13 protein-coding genes are annotated in these 18,727 nt (G+C 39.6%); 9 read left to right on the forward strand and 4 right to left on the reverse strand.

Annotated elements, in window-relative coordinates; translation table 11 throughout:
* Window positions 1–10: 10 nt before the first annotated feature.
* Complete coding sequence (gene nadE / locus HWE15_RS12150) at window positions 11–1,846, forward strand: NAD(+) synthase (protein ID WP_290507810.1); 1,836 nt, start codon at window positions 11–13, stop codon at window positions 1,844–1,846.
* Window positions 1,847–1,853: 7 nt separating this feature from the next.
* Window positions 1,854–2,960 (forward strand): prolipoprotein diacylglyceryl transferase, encoded by a 1,107-nt coding sequence (locus HWE15_RS12155; RefSeq protein ID WP_290507811.1) that lies wholly within the window; start codon window positions 1,854–1,856, stop codon window positions 2,958–2,960.
* Here HWE15_RS12155 and yidD read toward each other — a convergent pair.
* The gene (gene yidD / locus HWE15_RS12160) at window positions 2,957–3,181 is read right to left on the reverse strand and encodes a membrane protein insertion efficiency factor YidD (protein ID WP_290507812.1); all 225 of its coding nucleotides are present in this window, start codon (window positions 3,179–3,181) and stop codon (window positions 2,957–2,959) included. The two genes, HWE15_RS12155 and yidD, sit on opposite strands and share 4 nt — an antisense overlap.
* Before the next feature lie 57 nt (window positions 3,182–3,238).
* Here yidD and HWE15_RS12165 point away from each other — a divergent pair, with 57 nt between their 5' ends.
* The 7 genes from HWE15_RS12165 (at window position 3,239) to HWE15_RS12195 (ending at window position 14,420) form a co-directional block, all read left to right on the forward strand.
* A complete protein-coding gene (locus HWE15_RS12165) occupies window positions 3,239–4,681 on the forward strand; it encodes a POTRA domain-containing protein (protein ID WP_290507813.1) in 1,443 nt (480 codons plus the stop codon).
* Between the two features lie 103 nt (window positions 4,682–4,784).
* Complete coding sequence (locus HWE15_RS12170; protein ID WP_290507814.1) at window positions 4,785–5,603, forward strand: hypothetical protein; 819 nt, start codon at window positions 4,785–4,787, stop codon at window positions 5,601–5,603.
* Window positions 5,591–7,693 (forward strand): helix-hairpin-helix domain-containing protein, encoded by a 2,103-nt coding sequence (locus tag HWE15_RS12175; RefSeq protein ID WP_290507815.1) that lies wholly within the window; start codon window positions 5,591–5,593, stop codon window positions 7,691–7,693. The genes HWE15_RS12170 and HWE15_RS12175 overlap by 13 nt, the downstream gene beginning before the upstream one ends.
* Before the next feature lie 70 nt (window positions 7,694–7,763).
* On the forward strand, window positions 7,764–10,181 hold the full coding sequence (locus tag HWE15_RS12180) for a zinc-dependent metalloprotease (protein ID WP_290507816.1): 2,418 nt from the start codon (window positions 7,764–7,766) through the stop codon (window positions 10,179–10,181).
* A 161-nt stretch (window positions 10,182–10,342) separates the two neighbouring features.
* Complete coding sequence (locus tag HWE15_RS12185) at window positions 10,343–12,373, forward strand: M3 family metallopeptidase (RefSeq protein WP_290507817.1); 2,031 nt, start codon at window positions 10,343–10,345, stop codon at window positions 12,371–12,373.
* Window positions 12,374–12,406: 33 nt separating this feature from the next.
* The gene (locus HWE15_RS12190) at window positions 12,407–13,501 is read left to right on the forward strand and encodes an AI-2E family transporter (protein ID WP_290507818.1); all 1,095 of its coding nucleotides are present in this window, start codon (window positions 12,407–12,409) and stop codon (window positions 13,499–13,501) included.
* The gene (locus HWE15_RS12195; RefSeq protein WP_290507819.1) at window positions 13,488–14,420 is read left to right on the forward strand and encodes a tetratricopeptide repeat protein; all 933 of its coding nucleotides are present in this window, start codon (window positions 13,488–13,490) and stop codon (window positions 14,418–14,420) included. Before HWE15_RS12190 ends, HWE15_RS12195 begins: the two co-directional genes overlap by 14 nt.
* Here HWE15_RS12195 and HWE15_RS12200 read toward each other — a convergent pair.
* From HWE15_RS12200 to HWE15_RS12210, 3 genes are all read right to left on the reverse strand, one after another.
* Window positions 14,408–17,323: an ATP-binding protein gene (locus HWE15_RS12200; protein WP_290507820.1), complete on the reverse strand. Its 2,916-nt coding sequence runs from the start codon at window positions 17,321–17,323 to the stop codon at window positions 14,408–14,410. The genes HWE15_RS12195 and HWE15_RS12200 overlap by 13 nt on opposite strands.
* A 132-nt stretch (window positions 17,324–17,455) precedes the next feature.
* A complete protein-coding gene (locus tag HWE15_RS12205) occupies window positions 17,456–18,145 on the reverse strand; it encodes a DUF2490 domain-containing protein (protein ID WP_290507821.1) in 690 nt (229 codons plus the stop codon).
* On the reverse strand, window positions 18,145–18,720 hold the full coding sequence (locus tag HWE15_RS12210; protein ID WP_290507822.1) for a hypothetical protein: 576 nt from the start codon (window positions 18,718–18,720) through the stop codon (window positions 18,145–18,147). The genes HWE15_RS12205 and HWE15_RS12210 overlap by 1 nt, the downstream gene beginning before the upstream one ends.
* Window positions 18,721–18,727: the final 7 nt, after the last annotated feature.

Raw genomic sequence — 18,727 nt, forward strand, 5'->3', positions numbered from 1 at the left:
CAGATCTTTCATGTCACCGCTTTCGCTCGCACTCGCAACTGTCAATCAAACCCCTTTGGATTGGGAAGGTAATTTTCAGCGAATCATCGCTGCAATTCAGGAAGCAACTCGCCAAAATGCTGATTTAGTCGTTTTCCCGGAATTGGCTATCACTGGGTATGGCTCCGAAGATCTTTTCCTCAGCTACTGGTATCCAAAAAAGGCTTTGGACCAACTTCGCAAGTTGATTCCCTATTGTAAAAATACTACCGTTGCGGTAGGAGTTCCTTATCGAATTGGGGAAAAGGTTTTCAATACCATGGCACTCATCGAAGATGGAGTCTTGATTGGTTTTGTAGCGAAACAGTTCATGGCTATTGATGGTGTTCATTATGAATTCCGATGGTTTACTCCTTGGGAAGCCAACAAGCAAATCGAAGTTGATTTTTTTGGACAGCCCATTCCTTTTGGTGATTTAACATTCCACAAAAAGGGGGTTCATTATGGCTTTGAAATCTGTGAAGATGCCTGGAGAGGGGAAGCAAGACCGGGATATAGGCTTTGTGAGCGAAAAGTTGATTTGATTCTAAGTCCAAGTGCCAGTCATTTTGCAATGGGAAAAACTTGGGAACGGAAACAGTTGATCGAATACAGTTCCAGAATTTTTGACTGTTATTATGGATACATCAATCTTTTAGGAAACGAGGCAGGAAGAATGATTTTTGATGGGGAAGCACTCCTTGCTAAGTCAGGGAAATTACTCTCCCGAAATCAGCTCTTATCATTTCAGGATTATCAAGTTCATTGCGTAAAGCTTGAAAATAAGGAACAAAACCTTGCAGAGATTAAAAATAAAGAATGGGAATTTACCCAAGCAACCGCACTGGGGCTTTTTGATTATCTGCGAAAAAGTAAAAGCAAGGGCTTTGTGCTTTCGCTTTCAGGAGGAGCGGATTCCTCCAGTATTGCGGTATTGATAGCCGAGATGGTGAAGCGAGGATTAGAGGAGCTCGGCCTTCCCCGATTTTGTGAAAAACTTGGTCTTTCCGACCACCACCAATTCGAAAATGATCCTGAAAAGTTACTGGTCGGAACATTATTAACCACAGCTTATCAAGGGACAGCAAATTCATCGCTAGACACTTTTGAAAGTGCAAAAACCTTAGCAGAAAGCTTGGGAGCCCAGTTTCTTCATTGGACCATCGATGAGGAAGTTGCTTCTTATACTTCAAAAATCGAAAAAGCAATCGGAAGAAAGCTCACTTGGGAGCAAGACGATATCACGCTTCAAAATATTCAGGCCCGGTCCCGATCTCCCATTATTTGGATGCTGGCAAATATCAAAAACGCCTTGCTCGTGGCTACCTCCAATCGCTCGGAAGGAGACGTGGGGTACACTACAATGGATGGAGATACCAGTGGAAGCATCTCTCCTATCGCGGGAGTTGACAAGCACTTCATCCTCCACTGGATTCAATGGGCCCAAACCCATCTAAATCGACCTGGATTGGCAAAGGTAAACTCCTTGCAACCGACCGCTGAACTTCGGCCTCAGGAGCGCACGCAAACAGATGAAAAAGACCTTATGCCTTATGCAGTGATCGTAGAAATTGAGAAACTTGCAATCCGGGAACGTAGGTCACCCATGGATATTTATTTGATTTTAAAAGAGGAACTGAATCTGGAACCCGAACTTTTAAAATCATATATCAAAAAATTCTTCCAACTTTGGGCAAGAAATCAGTGGAAAAGGGAACGTTTAGCTCCTTCTTTCCATTTAGACCAATTTAATGTAGACCCTAAAACTTGGTATCGTTTCCCCATCTTATCTGGAGGATTCCAAGAAGAATTAAATCAACTAGAGTAGCTTTAAAATGAATCTTACATCCTTTTTGAATTATATCGTTTGGGATCCAAATCCTGCTGTTTTTGCCGGCTTTGACCGCCTACGATGGTATAGTTTACTTTTTGCTTTGGGATTTATCATTTCCCAGCAGTTTATGGTTTACTTCTTTCGTAAGGAAGGACACAATGAAAACCTAGTCGATAAATTGACCATTTACATGGTATTGGCAACTATTATTGGAGCCCGATTAGGACACGTGTTATTTTATGAGCCAGCCAAATACCTAAGTAACCCAATCGACATTTTGAAAGTATGGGAAGGCGGGCTTGCCTCACACGGAGCAGCTATAGCAATATTGATCGCTTTATGGCTCTATGCAAGAAAGACTCCCGGACAAAGTTATCTATGGGTTGTGGATCGGATTGTGATTGTAACCGCTATGACGGGAGCTTTGATCCGTCTTGGGAATTTGATGAATTCGGAAATTGGCGGAAAAGATACCGGTACAGATCAGGGAATTGTCTATGCATGGGATATTGAAGAAATTTTACAATCTCTTCGGGTCCCTATTGAATCCATTGATCCTTACAAACCGATAGATCGTGCAGATGAACTTCAGGGAAATGGAATCGTTCCTGTCAATATCGAAATCCGAATCAACAAAGGAAACTTCACCAAAGAGACCTTAGGAAATACGTTGAGGAGCGATGTGAAATATGCCCTAACACAATTTAACTCCTCTAAAGAATACTTAGCCGAGCCTTTGGAGTCTGACTTGAATTTGGAAATCAAGGAAGAACCGGGCAGCTATGTGGCTACCATTAAAACATTCGGAAGAGCAAAACATCCTACGCAGATTTACGAATCTTTATCCTACTTTATCATCTTCTTGATCCTCTTAGGTATCTGGATAAAATATAAAGAACGAGTCCCGGAAGGTTTGCTGTTAGGTCTTTTCCTTGTAATGGTTTTTGGGATGCGCTTTGTATGGGAGTTTTTCAAAGAAAACCAGGTGGAATTTGAGGATGCCATGCAATTCAACATGGGGCAGCTACTCAGTATCCCATTGGTTTTGGGAGGAATAATTCTTATTGTCCGTGCTTTGAAAATGGGCTTGAAGGAACCAAAAAGCTAAGGAACAGGATCATGGCCATGGCCACCCCATGGGTGACAGCGGGAGATCCGTTTGATACCTAACCAACCTCCTTTTAAGGGTCCATGTTTAAGTATCGCTTCCTTCATATATTGGCTACAGGTAGGTGTATATCTACAAGATGAAGGAAAAAGTGGCGAAATGGTATATTGGTAAACCAAAACGGGAAAAATGGCGATTTTTCTAACAAGGTTTTTCCACATGGGTTGATAAATTGGATAGGCCCTTACAAAACCAAATGTAACAACTGAAAATTCCCAGTGAGACTTTTATTCCGACATATTTTCTTTTTGCACCTTCTCATTGGTGGATGGGGACTGTCGGCTTGGGCGCAGGACACGACCTACTCTCCCGTGACAAATGACACTCCTGACAGTGTTTATGTAAATAATATTTTTATCATCGGAAATGAAAAAACAAAAAAAAGTATCATTCTTAGGGAATTAGATTTTGCCGAAGGCTACTACTACGACCTTCAGACTCTTCTGGATATCATCCAAGCTGACCAAAATAAAATCTATAATCTCCGGCTTTTTACTTCCGTGGAAATTACTCCATTGTTCACAGGAGGAGATCAGGTGGAAATATTAATTGCTGTAAAAGAAAGGTGGTATATAGTCCCTTCCATAATTTTCCAGTTAGCTGACCGTAACTTTTCCGAATGGTGGACCAACCAAGGAAGAGACTTTTCCCGGGTGAATTATGGTCTGAGAGTTTCTCATGCAAATGTTGGAGGACGTAATGAAAAATTCCGATTCAGTGGACAGCTGGGTTTTACAAGAGCTTTGGACTTACGCTACAGCAAACCTTACATTGATAAAAAACAAAAACATGGCCTAGCCGGTCAATTTACTTTTTTTGAGCAAAAGACGATCCCTATCCGATCGGCAAATAATAGACAGGTTTTTTTCACAAACGAGACGGAAAAGGTACTTCGGGAAAACCTCACTGCAGCTGTGCAATACACCTTCCGAAGGACTTTTTATAATTTTCATTACTTCACCTTGGGGTATACCTCCACCAAGATAGATCCGGAGGTTTTGGTTCAAAACCCAAATTATTTCCAGCATGGAGATAACAAACTCCAATATCTTTTCATGCGCTATATTTTTAGACACGATAACCGAAATCTTGGTGCTTATGCTACCAAAGGAGAACTTCTAGAACTTTCTGCGACAAAGTATGGCATCATCAATACAGAAGATATTGATGAAATTGAAGTAAGCATAACAGCAAATAAATACTTTACCCTGAGTGATCGATTTCATTTCGTTACAGGACTATCTGGAAATTGGTTTTTAAGTCAAAACCAACCCTATACTTTGGTTCGGGGAATTGGATATAGTCCCAATTTTATCAGAGGCTATGAACTGAATGTTATTGAAGGGCAACAGCTATACGTACATAAAAATAGCTTTAGATGGAAATTCATTGATTTTGAAATTGATGTTTCCCCTTTTATTCCACTGGAACAGTTTAGCACTATCCCCTTCCGTTTTTACCTAAGTGCAAATTTTGATCATGGATATGTAAAGGATCGAAACTTCATCCCTGAAAATGCTCGACTGACAAATAGGTATTTATATGGTTATGGTTTAGGGATCGATTTGGTTGGATTCTATGACTCGGTTTTTCGATTTGAATATTCCTTTAATAACCAAGGTGAAGGCAACTTTTTCCTAAACTTTAAAGCTCCTTTTTAAGAAAAGCAACTCAAAACCAGATTCATAGCCTGATTTTTTAGACTCAATATCTAGTTAAATTTAATTTTTACGTAAATTAAAAGAAGTTTTTTAGGCTTCTTTTATGAGATTAGGTTGTTTTTTATTCTTGTTTTTGGGATTGATCTTTTCTTCCTATTCCCAAACAGACCCATTAACTCAGGTTCATGGTGCACAATATCATGGATTGGGAAATATGCGGGTTCACCTCCCCTCCACTTGGTCTTATTTCAATAACATTGGCGCTTTAGACCAAATAGAAGAAGCTGGAATAGTGGCCGGATTTGATCATCGATTTGGATTAGCGGAACTCTCCACCTTTGATCTTGCGGGTTCTTTTAAAAGTAATAATGGAACTATTGGATTTGGAATAAGCAGGTTTGGAGGGAAACTATTCAATCAACAGACCATAGGAATTGGCTATTCCAATACGCTAGGAATCAGCAGCATTGGAGTAAAACTCGAATATTTCCAAACACAAATCCAAGATTTTGGAAGTGCGGGATCACTAATTTTCAGTTTGGGAGGAATTACTGAATTAAGTTCCAATCTATATCTCGGAGCTATAATCACAAATATCAACCGGGCAAAAATCGGAGCCGAAAGTAACACCCATCTACCAACATTTGTACAAGTTGGAATTCATTACTTGCCAAGTGATAATATTAGCTTTCTGCTCGAATTTGAAAAAGATATTCAGGTAGATCCTATTCTAAAAATAGGATTAGAATACCGACTACGGGATTGGACCAGTCTACGAACAGGTATCAATTCAAATCCTTCCCGACTTTTTGCAGGTCTTAGCATTATTCAAAAAAAATTCAGTTTTGATTATGCCTATGGAAATACAGCTCCATTAGGAGCAACACATCATCTAAGCCTGAATTACCTATGGGGAAAGTAATATGGATCGGCTTATTCTTTTGGGGAATCATACTGGTTCAACCTTTAGTAGGACAAGAACTTCCAAAAGTTGAAATTGATCCAGAAGATTTGATGGAGAGACTATTCCCTATTCCGGAGGAAGACGTGGACTACGAGCAGATCTATGAAGTACTACTTCAGCTTTATCTCAATCCAATCAACCTCAATAAGGCAGACCATGAAACTCTTCAAGCTATTTATATTCTCTCCCCTAGCCTAATTGATTCATTTCTTAGGTATAGGAATGAATTGGGGTCACTAATTTCCCTTTATGAATTACAGGCAGTCCCAGGCTTTGATTTGGAAACAATCAATCGATTAATCCCCTTTGTCACCTTGGAAGATGGAGAAAAAAGAGGAAATTCCTTTTGGGAACGGTTACGGGAAGAAGAGCAAACTTATTTTATTTTCAGATATCGAAGAACTTGGGAAGAACGGAAAGGTTTCAGCCCTCCGGACACCTCATCCACTGGAAGAATCAGTAGTCGCTATCTCGGTGACCCCAACGATCTTTACCTCCGTTTCCGTTCCCAGCACTCACGTGATTTTAGTCTTGGCTTTACTTTGGACAAAGATGCAGGCGAGCAGTTCACTTGGGATTATCAAACCCGAAGATATGGCTTCAACTTCTTCTCTTTCCATTTTCAGCGGTACCAAGTTGGTAAATGGAAAACATTAGCAATCGGAGATTACCAAGCCTCATTTGGACAGGGACTAGTCTATGGTGCTGGCTATGCACTCGGGAAAGGAGCGGAAACAGTACCCACTGTAAGAAGGAGTTCAGTAGGAATACTCCCCTATACTGCTGCCCTTGAATCTGGTTTTTTTCGTGGAGCAGCTGCCACCTATAAACATCAGAAATGGGAATTCACAGCATTAGTATCCACAGCCCCGCGAGATGGTCGAGCCGCAATTTTAGAAGAAGGACTTGAAAATGATCGCCTTACCATCAGTTCATTTAATCAAAGTGGCTTGCACCGAACAGCCTCCGAAATCGCCACCAAAAATCAATTTCGGGAGAGAGCTATTGGCTCTGCCATTCAATATGCGGCTAATTCTCGCTTGACTTTGGGTAGCACCTATTTATTCACCTCCTTCAACCAACCTTGGATTCCTGTTTGGAAAACCTATAATCAATTTGAATTTCAGGGAAAATCCAATCAGGTGGGAAGTATTTACTTTAATTACAATTGGAAAAACTTCCTCTTTTTTGGAGAATCAGCCTATTCAAAATCAGGAGGAAACGGGACTATTTTAGGCTTTGTTTCAAGCTTAAGTTCCCAAGTAGATTTTTCCTTTTTATGGCGGAATTATGACCGTAACTTCCACAGTTTCTATGGAAATGCATTTTCTGAAAACACCCGCGCCAACAATGAACGAGGAGTCTATCTAGGCCTCGAGCTAAGACCATTGAAAAAATGGAAGCTAAATGGATATTATGATTTTTTTCGATTTCCTTGGTTAAAATACCGCTTGTACAACCCCTCCTTTGGCTATGAATGGCTAGGAAGACTTACCTTTCAACCTTCCAAAACATTACTAGCTTATATCCAATTTCGGGAAGAAGAAAAGGAACGGAATCTTCCTGATTTGAATACACCTCAAACCACTTATGAAAGCAGCCTTATCCGAAAACGAAATGGACTTTTCAATTTGGATTATCGGATTAATCGATCCGTTTTTTTAAGAAGTCGAATTTGGTGGAGCAAAGTAGCAATAGGCGAATCACAAGGCCATGGAATTATGCTCGCTCAAGATTTGCGGATTGATCAAGATCGATGGAAAATCACGGCTCGCTATGCACTTTTTGATACGGACAATTATGATGCACGAATTTATGCATTTGAAAATCATGTTCTGTGGACTTTCTCCATCCCATTTTTTTCCGGACAGGGTCAGCGATACTATTTGGTGGGTGAATATGACCTTAGCAAAAAAATTCGCATCTATTTCAGATGGGCTAAAACAACATACACAGACCGAGAAACGATTAGCTCAGGGCTCCAAGAAATTCAAGGAAATCAACAAACCGAAACCACCTTTCTTCTTCGATATTTTCTAAATCGCTAAATTTCCATCAATGGTAGCTTTGTAAAGCTTCCTTTTTATAATTTGTCGTCGACACCACAACCTAAACCCTATGAATAAATTTATAATAACAGCAATCATTCTGATGGGAATGCTATTACCAGCTTTTTCCCAAAACCTAGATCTAAGCAAACTAGAGCAAAAAGAAGGTTTTTTTGATTTTTACCTTGATCGGGAGAAAGGGAAAATCTATCTCGAAATTTCCGATCTGGAAAAAGAATTCCTTTATGTCAATTCCTTGACTGCCGGAGTGGGATCCAATGATATAGGCCTGGATCGCGGGCAACTTGGAAATACCCGGATAGTGGAATTTAGAAGATCGGGAAATAAGCTTTTCTTAGTCCATAAAAACTATGATTTCAGGGCTTTTTCCTCAAACCCTTACGAAGTAAAATCCATACAGGATGCTTTTGCAGAATCTATACTTTGGGGATTTGAAATCGCACAAAAAAACGGAGAAAACTTCATTGTTGAAGCGACTAATTTCTATCTACAAGATGCACATGGAGTAGGTGATCGTCTAAGTCAACGAAGACAGGGAAATTACCGATTGGACCTTTCCCGCTCGGGCTTATATTTTGACATGACCAAAAACTTCCCAAAAAACACTGAAGTTGAGGCTACAGTGACTTTGACCGGAAATGCTACGGGAGGATTAATTCGATCCGTAACACCAAGTCCAGATGCGGTAACGGTTCGACAGCGCCATTCATTTATCGAACTTCCTGACGACAATTATACCCCTCGGGAATTTGATCCGCGCGGAGGCTTTTTTTCCATTAGTTACATGGATTTTACCACTCCGATTTCAGACCCTATTGTGAAGCGATTTATTTCCAGACACAGATTGGAGAAAAAGAATCCAAATGCCGAAGTATCTGAAGTGGTAGAACCTATTGTCTATTATTTGGATCGAGGAACCCCCGAACCGGTAGCTTCTGCTTTGATTGAAGGTGGAAACTGGTGGAATCAAGCTTTTGAAGCAGCAGGATTTAAGGACGCATTTCGAGTTGAATTAGCGCCTGAAGGAATGGACTTAATGGATGTACGCTATAACGTCATTCAATGGGTTCACCGATCTACTCGAGGTTGGTCTTATGGAAGCAGTATCCGAGATCCGAGAACCGGGGAAATTATCAAAGGACAAGTTTCTTTGGGTTCGCTTCGAGTTCGCCAGGATTACCTGATAGCCCAAGGGCTATTACAGCCATTTGAAGATGGAAAACCAGCGGATCCGCGTATGTTGGAAATGGCGTTGGCTCGGTTACGACAATTATCAGCACATGAAATCGGCCATACCATTGGACTAGCGCACAGCTATGCAACTTCAGCAGCGGGTCGTTCTTCAGTCATGGATTACCCCTACCCGCTTATCACCCAAAATGAAAATGGAGAACTTGACCTATCAAAGGCATATGATGACAAAATCGGCGAATGGGACAAATGGGCAATTACTTATGGATATGGATACCCTAAAGCAGGGGAAGACGAAGAAACATTCTTAAATAGAACCTTAGAAGAAACATACGCTGCGGGCTATGAATTCATCACCGATTCGGACTCAAGAGACCCATCTGGAGCACATCCCCGTTCCCACCTTTGGGACAATGGAAGTTCAGCACCTGATGAATTGCTTCGAATGCTTGCCGTACGTCAAAACCAACTTAAGACCTTCGGCCTAAATGCAATTCCAAATGGAACTCCTCAAGCTTTGTTGGAGGAGGTTTTGGTTCCGCTATTCCTAATGCATCGCTATCAGGTGGAAGCTACCAGCAAAGTAATTGGAGGCTTGGATTACCTGTATAAAGTAAAGGGTGACAATCAGCCAAACCATACCTGGATTAATCCAAACCTTCAAAACCAAGCAATAGCTGCCTTGCTAAAAACGATAGAACCAACTCAACTGGAGGTTCCTGAGCATATTTTGGCTTTGATTCCACCTCGCCCTTATGGCTATGGAAAAAATCGGGAAACTTTTGTTTCTAGAACAGGTCCATTATTTGACCCGGTAGCACCAGCTGAGAATATTGTCGATGCTGTATTCTATTTCTTACTGGAAAGTGGGCGCGTAAACCGCCTTCATTTACAAGCATTGCAAAATGCTGAATTACCTAGTTTCCAAGATGTTCTTGAAAAAGTCAGCCAACAAGTATTCCGAAATTCCATGGAATCAGGCCTGAAGCAAGAAATCAAAATGATGACAGAATCAAAATTTGTTGAGCATCTAATTGCGCTTTCCAAAAATGCCAACGCTTCCAATTCTGTAAGAGCGATTGCCAGAATGCAATTGGAAACTATTGGTGAATTACCGGCACAAGATGGGTTATTGGGAATTCATCGAAAGCTTCAAAGCGATAAAATCCAAGCTTATCTGGATCAACCGCATGAAATAAGCAGTCCAGAAATGCTAAAAATACCGGATGGTGCCCCAATCGGTTCCGAAAGCATGAGTTGTGATATGGAATTCTAATTTAAAACCCCCCGAGATAATTTCGGGGGTTTTTGTTTTCTGAAAATTCGACATCTAATTCTTTGTTCAAACCTCTTTCATATCGCTAGGGATCGATAAATTTGAACTTGTATTGAAACCTAAAAACGATTAGATCGATTTTTATAAAAAATCAAAAAGTTATGAGTAATCCATTATTGGAAAAATTTTCCAATCCTTTTGAAACAGCACCTTTCGATCAATTAAAAAACGAACATTTTCTGCCTGCAGTCAAAGAGGCGATCCAGCTCGCAAAACAGGATATTGAAAAAATCAAATCGAATCCCATTCCAACTTTCGAAAATACCATTGAGGCATTGGACCAGGCAGGAGATAAATTAAATGTGATTTCAGCAATATTTTTCAACCTAAACTCAGCTGAAACAAATGAAGAAATTCAAAAGCTTGCAAGGGATATTTCTCCTCTTTTGACCGAACATTCCAACGATATTCTTCTCGATCAAGAGCTATTTGCTCGAGTAGCACAAATTTTTGAACAAAAGGGTGAATTAAAGTTAGATTCGGAACAACAGACCCTTCTGGAAAAGACTTACAAAGCCTTTGTTCGAAACGGAGCGAAACTTTCTGAATCCGATGCCTCCAAATTAAGAGCGATTGACCAAGAATTAGCACAGCTTTCCCTGAAATTTGGAGAGCATGTATTGGCTGAAACAAATCGTTTCGTTCACTTCGTCGATCAGGAATCTGATGTAGAGGGATTACCTGAAAGTATCAAAGAGGCTGCTGCTCAGACAGCTGAAGAAAAAGGAAAACCAGGTCAATGGGCCTTTACCCTTGCATTTCCTTCCTACATTCCCGCTATGACTTATCTCAAAAACAGGGAACTCCGAAAAACCCTGTTTTTGGCCTATAATACTAAATCCTGCAAAGGGGATGAATTGGATAATCAGGAAATCATCAAGGAAATTCTTGAGTTGCGTTATGAACGAGCAAAATTATTAGGCTATGCCTCCCATGCCCAGTTTGTCTTGGAAGAGCGAATGGCGAAAAGCCCAGAAGAAGTCCTTCAATTTCTCGATGATTTACTTGAAAAAGCCAAACCCAAAGCTGAGAAGGAAGTTGCTGAACTTACGGCATTCGCAAAAAACCTTGATGGAATCGAGCAGCTTGAACGCTGGGATTTTGCCTATTATTCAGAACTATTGAAAAAAGAAAAATACGAGTTGGATGATGAGATTCTTCGCCCCTATTTTCAATTGGAGCACGTCATTCAAGGTGTTTTTGAAACTGCAGGCAAACTATACGGCTTGAAGTTTTCTCCTAATAAGGAGATACCCGTTTACCATCCGGACGTTACAGCCTACGAGGTAAAAGATGAAAATGGAAACCATGTTGCAGTTTTTTATGCTGATTTCTTTCCCCGTGCAGGGAAAAGAAACGGGGCTTGGATGACAAGTTTCAAGGGACAATTCCAGCTTCAAGGCAAGGATCATCGTCCTCATATTTCTATCGTCTGTAACTTCACTAAACCAACCAAGACTAAACCCAGTCTTCTGACCTTTAATGAAGTTACCACACTTTTCCATGAGTTTGGACATGCCCTTCATGGAATGCTCGCAAAAACCAAGTACCAAAGCCTTTCAGGGACAAGTGTCTTTTGGGATTTTGTAGAACTCCCATCTCAAATTTTCGAAAACTGGTGCTATGAAAAGGAATGCTTGGATCTTTTTGCCAAGCACTATGAAACTGGAGAAAGAATCCCGCTTGATCTAATCGAGCGCATAAAAAAAGCCGCCAATTTCCAACAAGGATATCAAACCGTCCGGCAAATCAGCTTTGGTTTGCTCGATATGGCTTATCACAAAGGAAATCCAGCTGCCATAACAAATCTCTTTGAATTTGAGCGAAAGGTCATGGAAAAAACAGACCTCTTGCCAAGAGTAGCTGATACACTGATGAGCACATCCTTTTCCCATATTTTCCAAGGAGGTTATGCAGCTGGGTACTATAGTTACAAATGGGCTGAGGTATTGGATGCGGATGCTTTCGAAATGTTTTTGGAAAATGGAATATTTGATCCTGTTACAGCTCATTCTTTCGAAAAAAACATCCTATCTGCTGGTGGAACAGAACATCCATCCATCCTTTATAAACGATTTAGAGGGCGGGAGCCAAAGTCAGAGGCTTTGTTACGAAGAGCTGGTTTGATTTAAGCTGGAAGACTAGTATATTCTGACAAAAAAGGAATGCGAACGCCGTATCAAAACCTCCCCTCCTTCCTCAAAGCCCTCTTGGTTTTGGTCTTTATTATTGTTTTGGTCTTCTTTCTGACCGTAGGAAAAAGCCTTCTTATCCCGCTTTTTATGGGAGGTTTTTTTGCAATATTATTTACACCTTTAAATAATTGGCTAGAAAAAAGAAAAATCCCAAGAACCTTGGCGAGTTTTCTTTCTCTGCTAATTATGATTCTTTTGGTGGGGGGATTACTGTCTTTTATCATCGGCAATGTCGCTGCCTTTACAAATGATTTTGACAATGTCAGCGATCGGGTTTCGAATTATGCCAACCAAATTGATGATTGGACCCAAAGTAACCTTGGAATGGATTATGAAATCCGAGAGAAAGCCAATGTGGAATATTTCCGAGAAATTTTGGATGAACACAGTTCCAGCATTTCCAATTTTGCCTTAAAGACGGTTGGTTCTTTATCAGGCGTAGTGCTGATCCCAGTATTCATGTTTTTCTTGGTTCTCTATCGGGATCATTTGACGCAGATGATGATTATGATCTATCGGGATCGGGACCCAACACTGGTAAAAATGCGGATTACCAGCCTGCGAAAAGTAATCCAACATTATATTGTCGGAGTCGGCAAGGTGATGTTGATTTTGGCAGTACTTAACGTTTCAGCCTATTCAGCACTTGGAATCAAGCATGCGATATTCTTTGGGGTGCTAGGTGCCATTTTAAATATCATCCCCTATGTAGGTCCTTTTTTTGGAGTTTTATTACCCGTAGTTTATTCCTTTTTGACCAAAGACAGTCTTTTTTACCCTTTGGCAATTTTAGTTGCTTACCAATTGATTCAATTGATTGAAGGAAACTTTTTGACTCCAAAAATTGTAGGAGGAAATGTCAACTTGAATGCCTTTATCACCTTCCTGGGTCTTTTAATTGGAGGCACCATTTGGGGGGTAGCTGGAATGGTTTTGATCATTCCTACATTGGCAATCTTGAGAGAAATCTTTGATTTGACAGAAGATACCAAACCATTTGCCTTCCTTCTTGGTGAGGAAAAGAAAAAACCGAAAAAACCGAAACCTATTGATGAGGAAAATTAAAATCAGTCTCTTTTTACTCTTGGTTTTAGCAGGAGTAGCATGTGATTCAGTTGAAGATAAAAAAGGTCGGTTTTTACTAAAAGGTAATGAAAAATTAGACGAAAATGATCCACGAGGTGCCTTGGAGTTTTACCAAGAAGCCTTGGAGCTAGATTCAGCCTATTCGGATGCCTGGTTTAATAAAGCCATTGCCCATTTACAGTTAAATCAATTGGATGAAGCTATTTTGGACTTTTCAGCTGCCATTAAGTTTCAGCCTGATTATTTGGAAGCCTATTTCCAGAGGGGATTAAGCTATTTGGATAATGGAGAGTTTTATAAAGCAAGAGAAGATGCATCTTGGCTTCAGGAAAAATATCCTTCGGAATGGAAGGGATTTTTTTTGGGTGGACTTGTGCAAGAAAAACTCCAAAACTTTGAATTAGCCTTAGAGGCTTTTGGAAAAGCATTAGCCCTCAATCCGGAAAACTCTGATTTACTAGTTAATCAGGCCACAATATTTTACTATCAAAAGGATTTTCAGAAAGCCGATTCTCTTCTTGCAAAGGCCAAAGATATTAATCCGTTGGAATCCAATTTGCATAATTTGGAATCCATGATTGCCTTCGAAAGAAAAGATTTTGTGAAAGCCTTGGAATCAGTAGAAAAAGCAATTTCCCTGAATACCTCTCAAGCCTATTTTTACAACAACAAAGGACTTTATTTACTTTTTCTTGGTAAACCGGAGGAAGGACTGGAATTCATAAACCGTAGCTTAAAAATGGACGCCAACAACCTTTATGCACTACGAAATAAAGGGATTTATTATGTTATTAAGGGGGATAAAATCTCTGCTCTTCAATATTTACAAGAGCTTTATCGCGACTATCCGGAAATGGATTTAGTGACCGAGTATTATGAAAAAGCTCAAAAATTGTGATTTTTCTCTGAAATCACTTCTTTGATTTTCTTTAGAAGTTCTGCAGCGTCGATTGGTTTTGCAACAAAACCATCGAAACCACAAGATTCAATTTTTTCCATGATTTCAAGCTTGGCAGCTGCCGTCAATGCAATCACAGGAATATCCTGAAGCTCCTTAATTTTTACCGTAGCCTCAAAACCATCCATAACTGGCATCTGAATATCCATCAAGACACAATCGTATTTCTTGGATTGAATAGCTTCAACAGCTAACGCTCCATTAGGAACCCGATCAAACGTATATCCCCATTTTTTGATAATCTTACCAAGAACCAAGGCATTGACATCATTGTCTTCTGCCATCAGAAGGTGAAGAGTGGAAAAATCCCTATTGAATCCATTGAGGATAACATTCTTTGGACCTTCATTTTCAAATAAATCAAAATCGACTTCAAAGAAGAATCGGCTCCCTTTTCCTACTTCTGATTCCAGATTGATGTTAGAGTTCATCAAATTGAGGAGTTTTCTGGTAATTGAAAGTCCAAGGCCTGTTCCTCCATACTTGGTACTGAAAGTTGGTTTGATTTGATCAAAATCATTGAAAATTCGATCCTGATGCTCGGGAGCGATTCCAATTCCGGTATCTTTTACTTCAAAATATACTTTTACTTGATTCGCATTTTTCTTCAGCAAATTCACCGTCAAATCAACTTCACCGTTATTAGTGAACTTGAGCGCATTGGTAATCAAATTGTTCAAGATTTGAGACAATCGGGTTTTATCACCTTTGACTTCTACATTCAAGTTAGGATCCAAATGCAAATTCAAGGAGTTCTTACTGTCCCGAGCATGGAAGGAAAGCCCCTTCATCACTTGATGAACCAGTTCTGTCAAATTGAAAGGTGCTTTTTCGATGGAAAGTTTTCCTGCTTCTATTTTCTGGAAGTCAAGTAGATCATTAATCATAATGATCAAATTATCCACGGCAAAACTGATCGTATTCAGGGTATTCTTTTGAGAATCAGATGGATTTTCCTGCAATAAGGAATAAACAGAACCAGAAATAGCATTTAATGGAGTTCGCAGTTCGTGGCTGATCATGGAAAGGAAATCAGACTTAATCTGACTTGCCTTTTCTGCGGTTTGCCTAGCTTCATCCAATTTAGCCTCAAACTCTTTTTGTTTGCTGATATCTGTCAAGTACCCATACCAAACCATGTCCCCATTTTCCAAGACCTGAGGTCTTGCAGCTCCCAATATCCATCGGAATCCAGTTGGCTCTTTGTCATCCTTTACTCTAAATTGACATTGCCAAGGCTCTAATTTTCTGGCAGAAGCCACAGAACTCATGATCACATGAGGCAAATCCTGTGGATGAACTTTAGTAATGGTAGAAGAAATATCTGTGAACTCTTCAATTTCTGCCTCCGAAATTCCCAAAACACTGGTAATCCCTTTGGACAAGAATGAAAAATTCATCCCTCCATTCTTATCCAATACCAATTGATATAATCCCCCTGGAACTTGTTCAGTAAGATTGATCAAGAAATTACTACTTTCTTCCAATGTCTTCTCCAAAGAGAGCTTTTCAGAGATATTCTTGAATGAAAACAAGTAATAGGATTCCGATTTTTCCTCAAATGATGTGAACCCAATCTCCAGCGTAAGTGGTTTTCCTTTTTGGTTTACAATCGGTGCAACTAAGGGAGAAACTTCTACCCCACTTTCTATTTCGTATAACCAATTATTCCAAAGATCTGACTCCTCAAAAAGCTGTACAAGCTGGCTCAAATCACCGAAATGATTTTCTTTTTCTAGGCCAAAAAGCTTGCGTGCGGAATCATTACAATGAATAATCTTTTTATCTCGAAGCGCGACAATCAGAGGCTCAGGAGAATAGTAGAGAAAGCTTTCCAATAAAGACTTTTCTTCCAAAATTTGTTGACGGGAACTATCATCTGCCAAGTACCCGATCCACATTTCCTTCCCGTTTGGCAACTCTGTTTTTTCTGCAACCAATTGTAGTGACAGTTCCTTCCATAAAAGTCTTCCCTCGAATTTATTTTGAGAAGCCTCAGATTTTAACTGTTGCCTTAGATTTTCAAAAAGAGACTTTCGGTCTTTTTTTGAATCTACTCCAAACTTCTCAAGCGACTTTTTATCCCAATTAATTTTCTCCTTTTGAAGATCCAAGCTAAAGCTAACTGCATCTGAAAGTCCAGGAACCTCTTGATGGATCTTTAATAACTTCTTGGATAAATCCCGCTCAAGCGCATACTCAGTCTGATCTCTTGCAATCAGATAAAAATAATTGCCGGCAAATTGGACAGAACATTCCAAGGAAGAATAATCTCCATTTTTACGTTTGAAGCGAACTTGGAAAAAGGCCATCTTCTCGGCACCGCCTTTATTCTTCCAAATCTTTCGAACTCGATCCAAATCCTCCTCATGGACAAAAGAACAAAGACTAGTATCAATCAACTCCTCAGAATTATATCCAAGAATTGGTTTAACAGCTTCATTGAGATAGGTAAGATAATCGTGTTGGCCTACCCCTAGCACATCCAATCCGCGCTTAAAAAATTCTTGAATTTCTTTATTGGAAGGAAGTCCCTCCCGCTTCAATTCAACTCCTTTATAAAACAGGTAATAATTAGTGCCATTATCTTCTGGTAATTCAAGACGAAAGGTAAATTCCTTCCCGCCATGATTTAGGTGTAATTCTTCTTTAAAAATGTAATTACTTATATCAAGCCCTAAACCAGCAAGACTTCTTTCCGTTAAGGATTCCCCAATTTGCTCTTCAAAGGCTTCATTCGCATAAAAAATATTATAAGGATAGGAATCATCCGCAAGAAAGACCATTTCTGAGGACTCATAAATGATCTTCTTAAAAGTGCTATTAATTCCTCTGTCCTTCATCAAGCTTTTCTTACTAATATTCTATTTGTGCGTGTTAAGGATGATTTTTTAAATATCGTAAAATAATGCCGTAAACATACAGCAATTTGTATTTCATAGCAAATTTTTTACTTTTCAAACGAGAAAAATGATTCAAAAATTATAGAAATAGCCAATTTTAGCCCATAAACGGGTCCGAAACCCCTCTTGAAAAAATCCATCGGTACGATAATCCACACTATATTCGATTTTTTGTTGATTTGAGATCAACTTGCCCAAGGTTAAAACCAATCGATTTTCAAGTCCGAATTCTCCAGCCTGAAGACTAAAAATCGGCTCAGTGGAAACAACCACATACCTCTCTCCCGGATCTACGGCATCACCTTCGAGTGGGATATCCATTGCCAAGCGATATCGCAATCTATACTCTGTGGATTCTTCAGGAGTAAAAGTTTGATCTAAACGAAATCGATGGCCGACCCGAAACCTCCTAAAGCGATCCAGCAATGCAAATTGCTGGATAAGTCGGTAGGAATTCGTCCCATCTTGAATTCTATAAAAAAGTCCAAACGCCAAGCTACTTAGTGGACTTACCTTCCAATCGTAAAAAGCCATTAAATCGGTGCGATAATGCCGAAATTGCCAACGGTCTTCCTGTTCTTGAGAATTCCTGAAAATAACCTCCTGATTTTCGATTTTAAAGTTCACCTTATTTCCATTCTTCAACTTTTTGGTAATCCCTACTTCTGGAAAAAATCCCGTAAAAAACACATGCTCCTGTGCAAAGACTGAAAAACCGAAAGAAAGGTTGACGAGCAGAAAAAGAACAATCGACTTTCTCATCAAAAAATCAAATTATCCATAATTCGAATCTCTACTTCTCGCTTTGAGATCAATTTACCTTGATCATCAAAAAGACCTTCCCAAAGAAGTTGCTCTCCATCCTTAGGTTTTCCAAGATATTCGATCTCATAGCGAACTGTAATCCCATCTTTTTTTTCATCATCAAAAAAATCTTCTAAATCCTCTTCTTCTCCAGTGTATTGAATTTGAATTCGCTGGATTTTATAATCACGGTATGACTCTGAAAAATATTTTTGAAGATTCTTAACGACTACAGCATCTAGCTCCTGAAGTGTCAACTCAACCTCCACGTCCTGAATTTTTCCGGAGGCATCAAATTCAACACTATGAAATTTATTTTTCCAGATAAATTTGGCCTCATAGGATGTTCCTTTATCTGAATTCTCTAAATACCAACGGACTTTTTTCTTTCCATCAAAAGCGTCATGAAGCCAATCCACAGCTGATTCTGGCAATTCTTGCTTTTTGATTCGCCTTTCTTGTTCAACCTTTTTCTGTGCAAATGCATTGCCTGCGTAAAAAAGTATTAGGAAAAGGAGAAATAGTTTTCTCATGAGTAAT

Origin of the sequence: Algoriphagus sp., from assembly GCF_013373065.1 — a bacterium.
GTDB lineage: Bacteria > Bacteroidota > Bacteroidia > Cytophagales > Cyclobacteriaceae > Algoriphagus.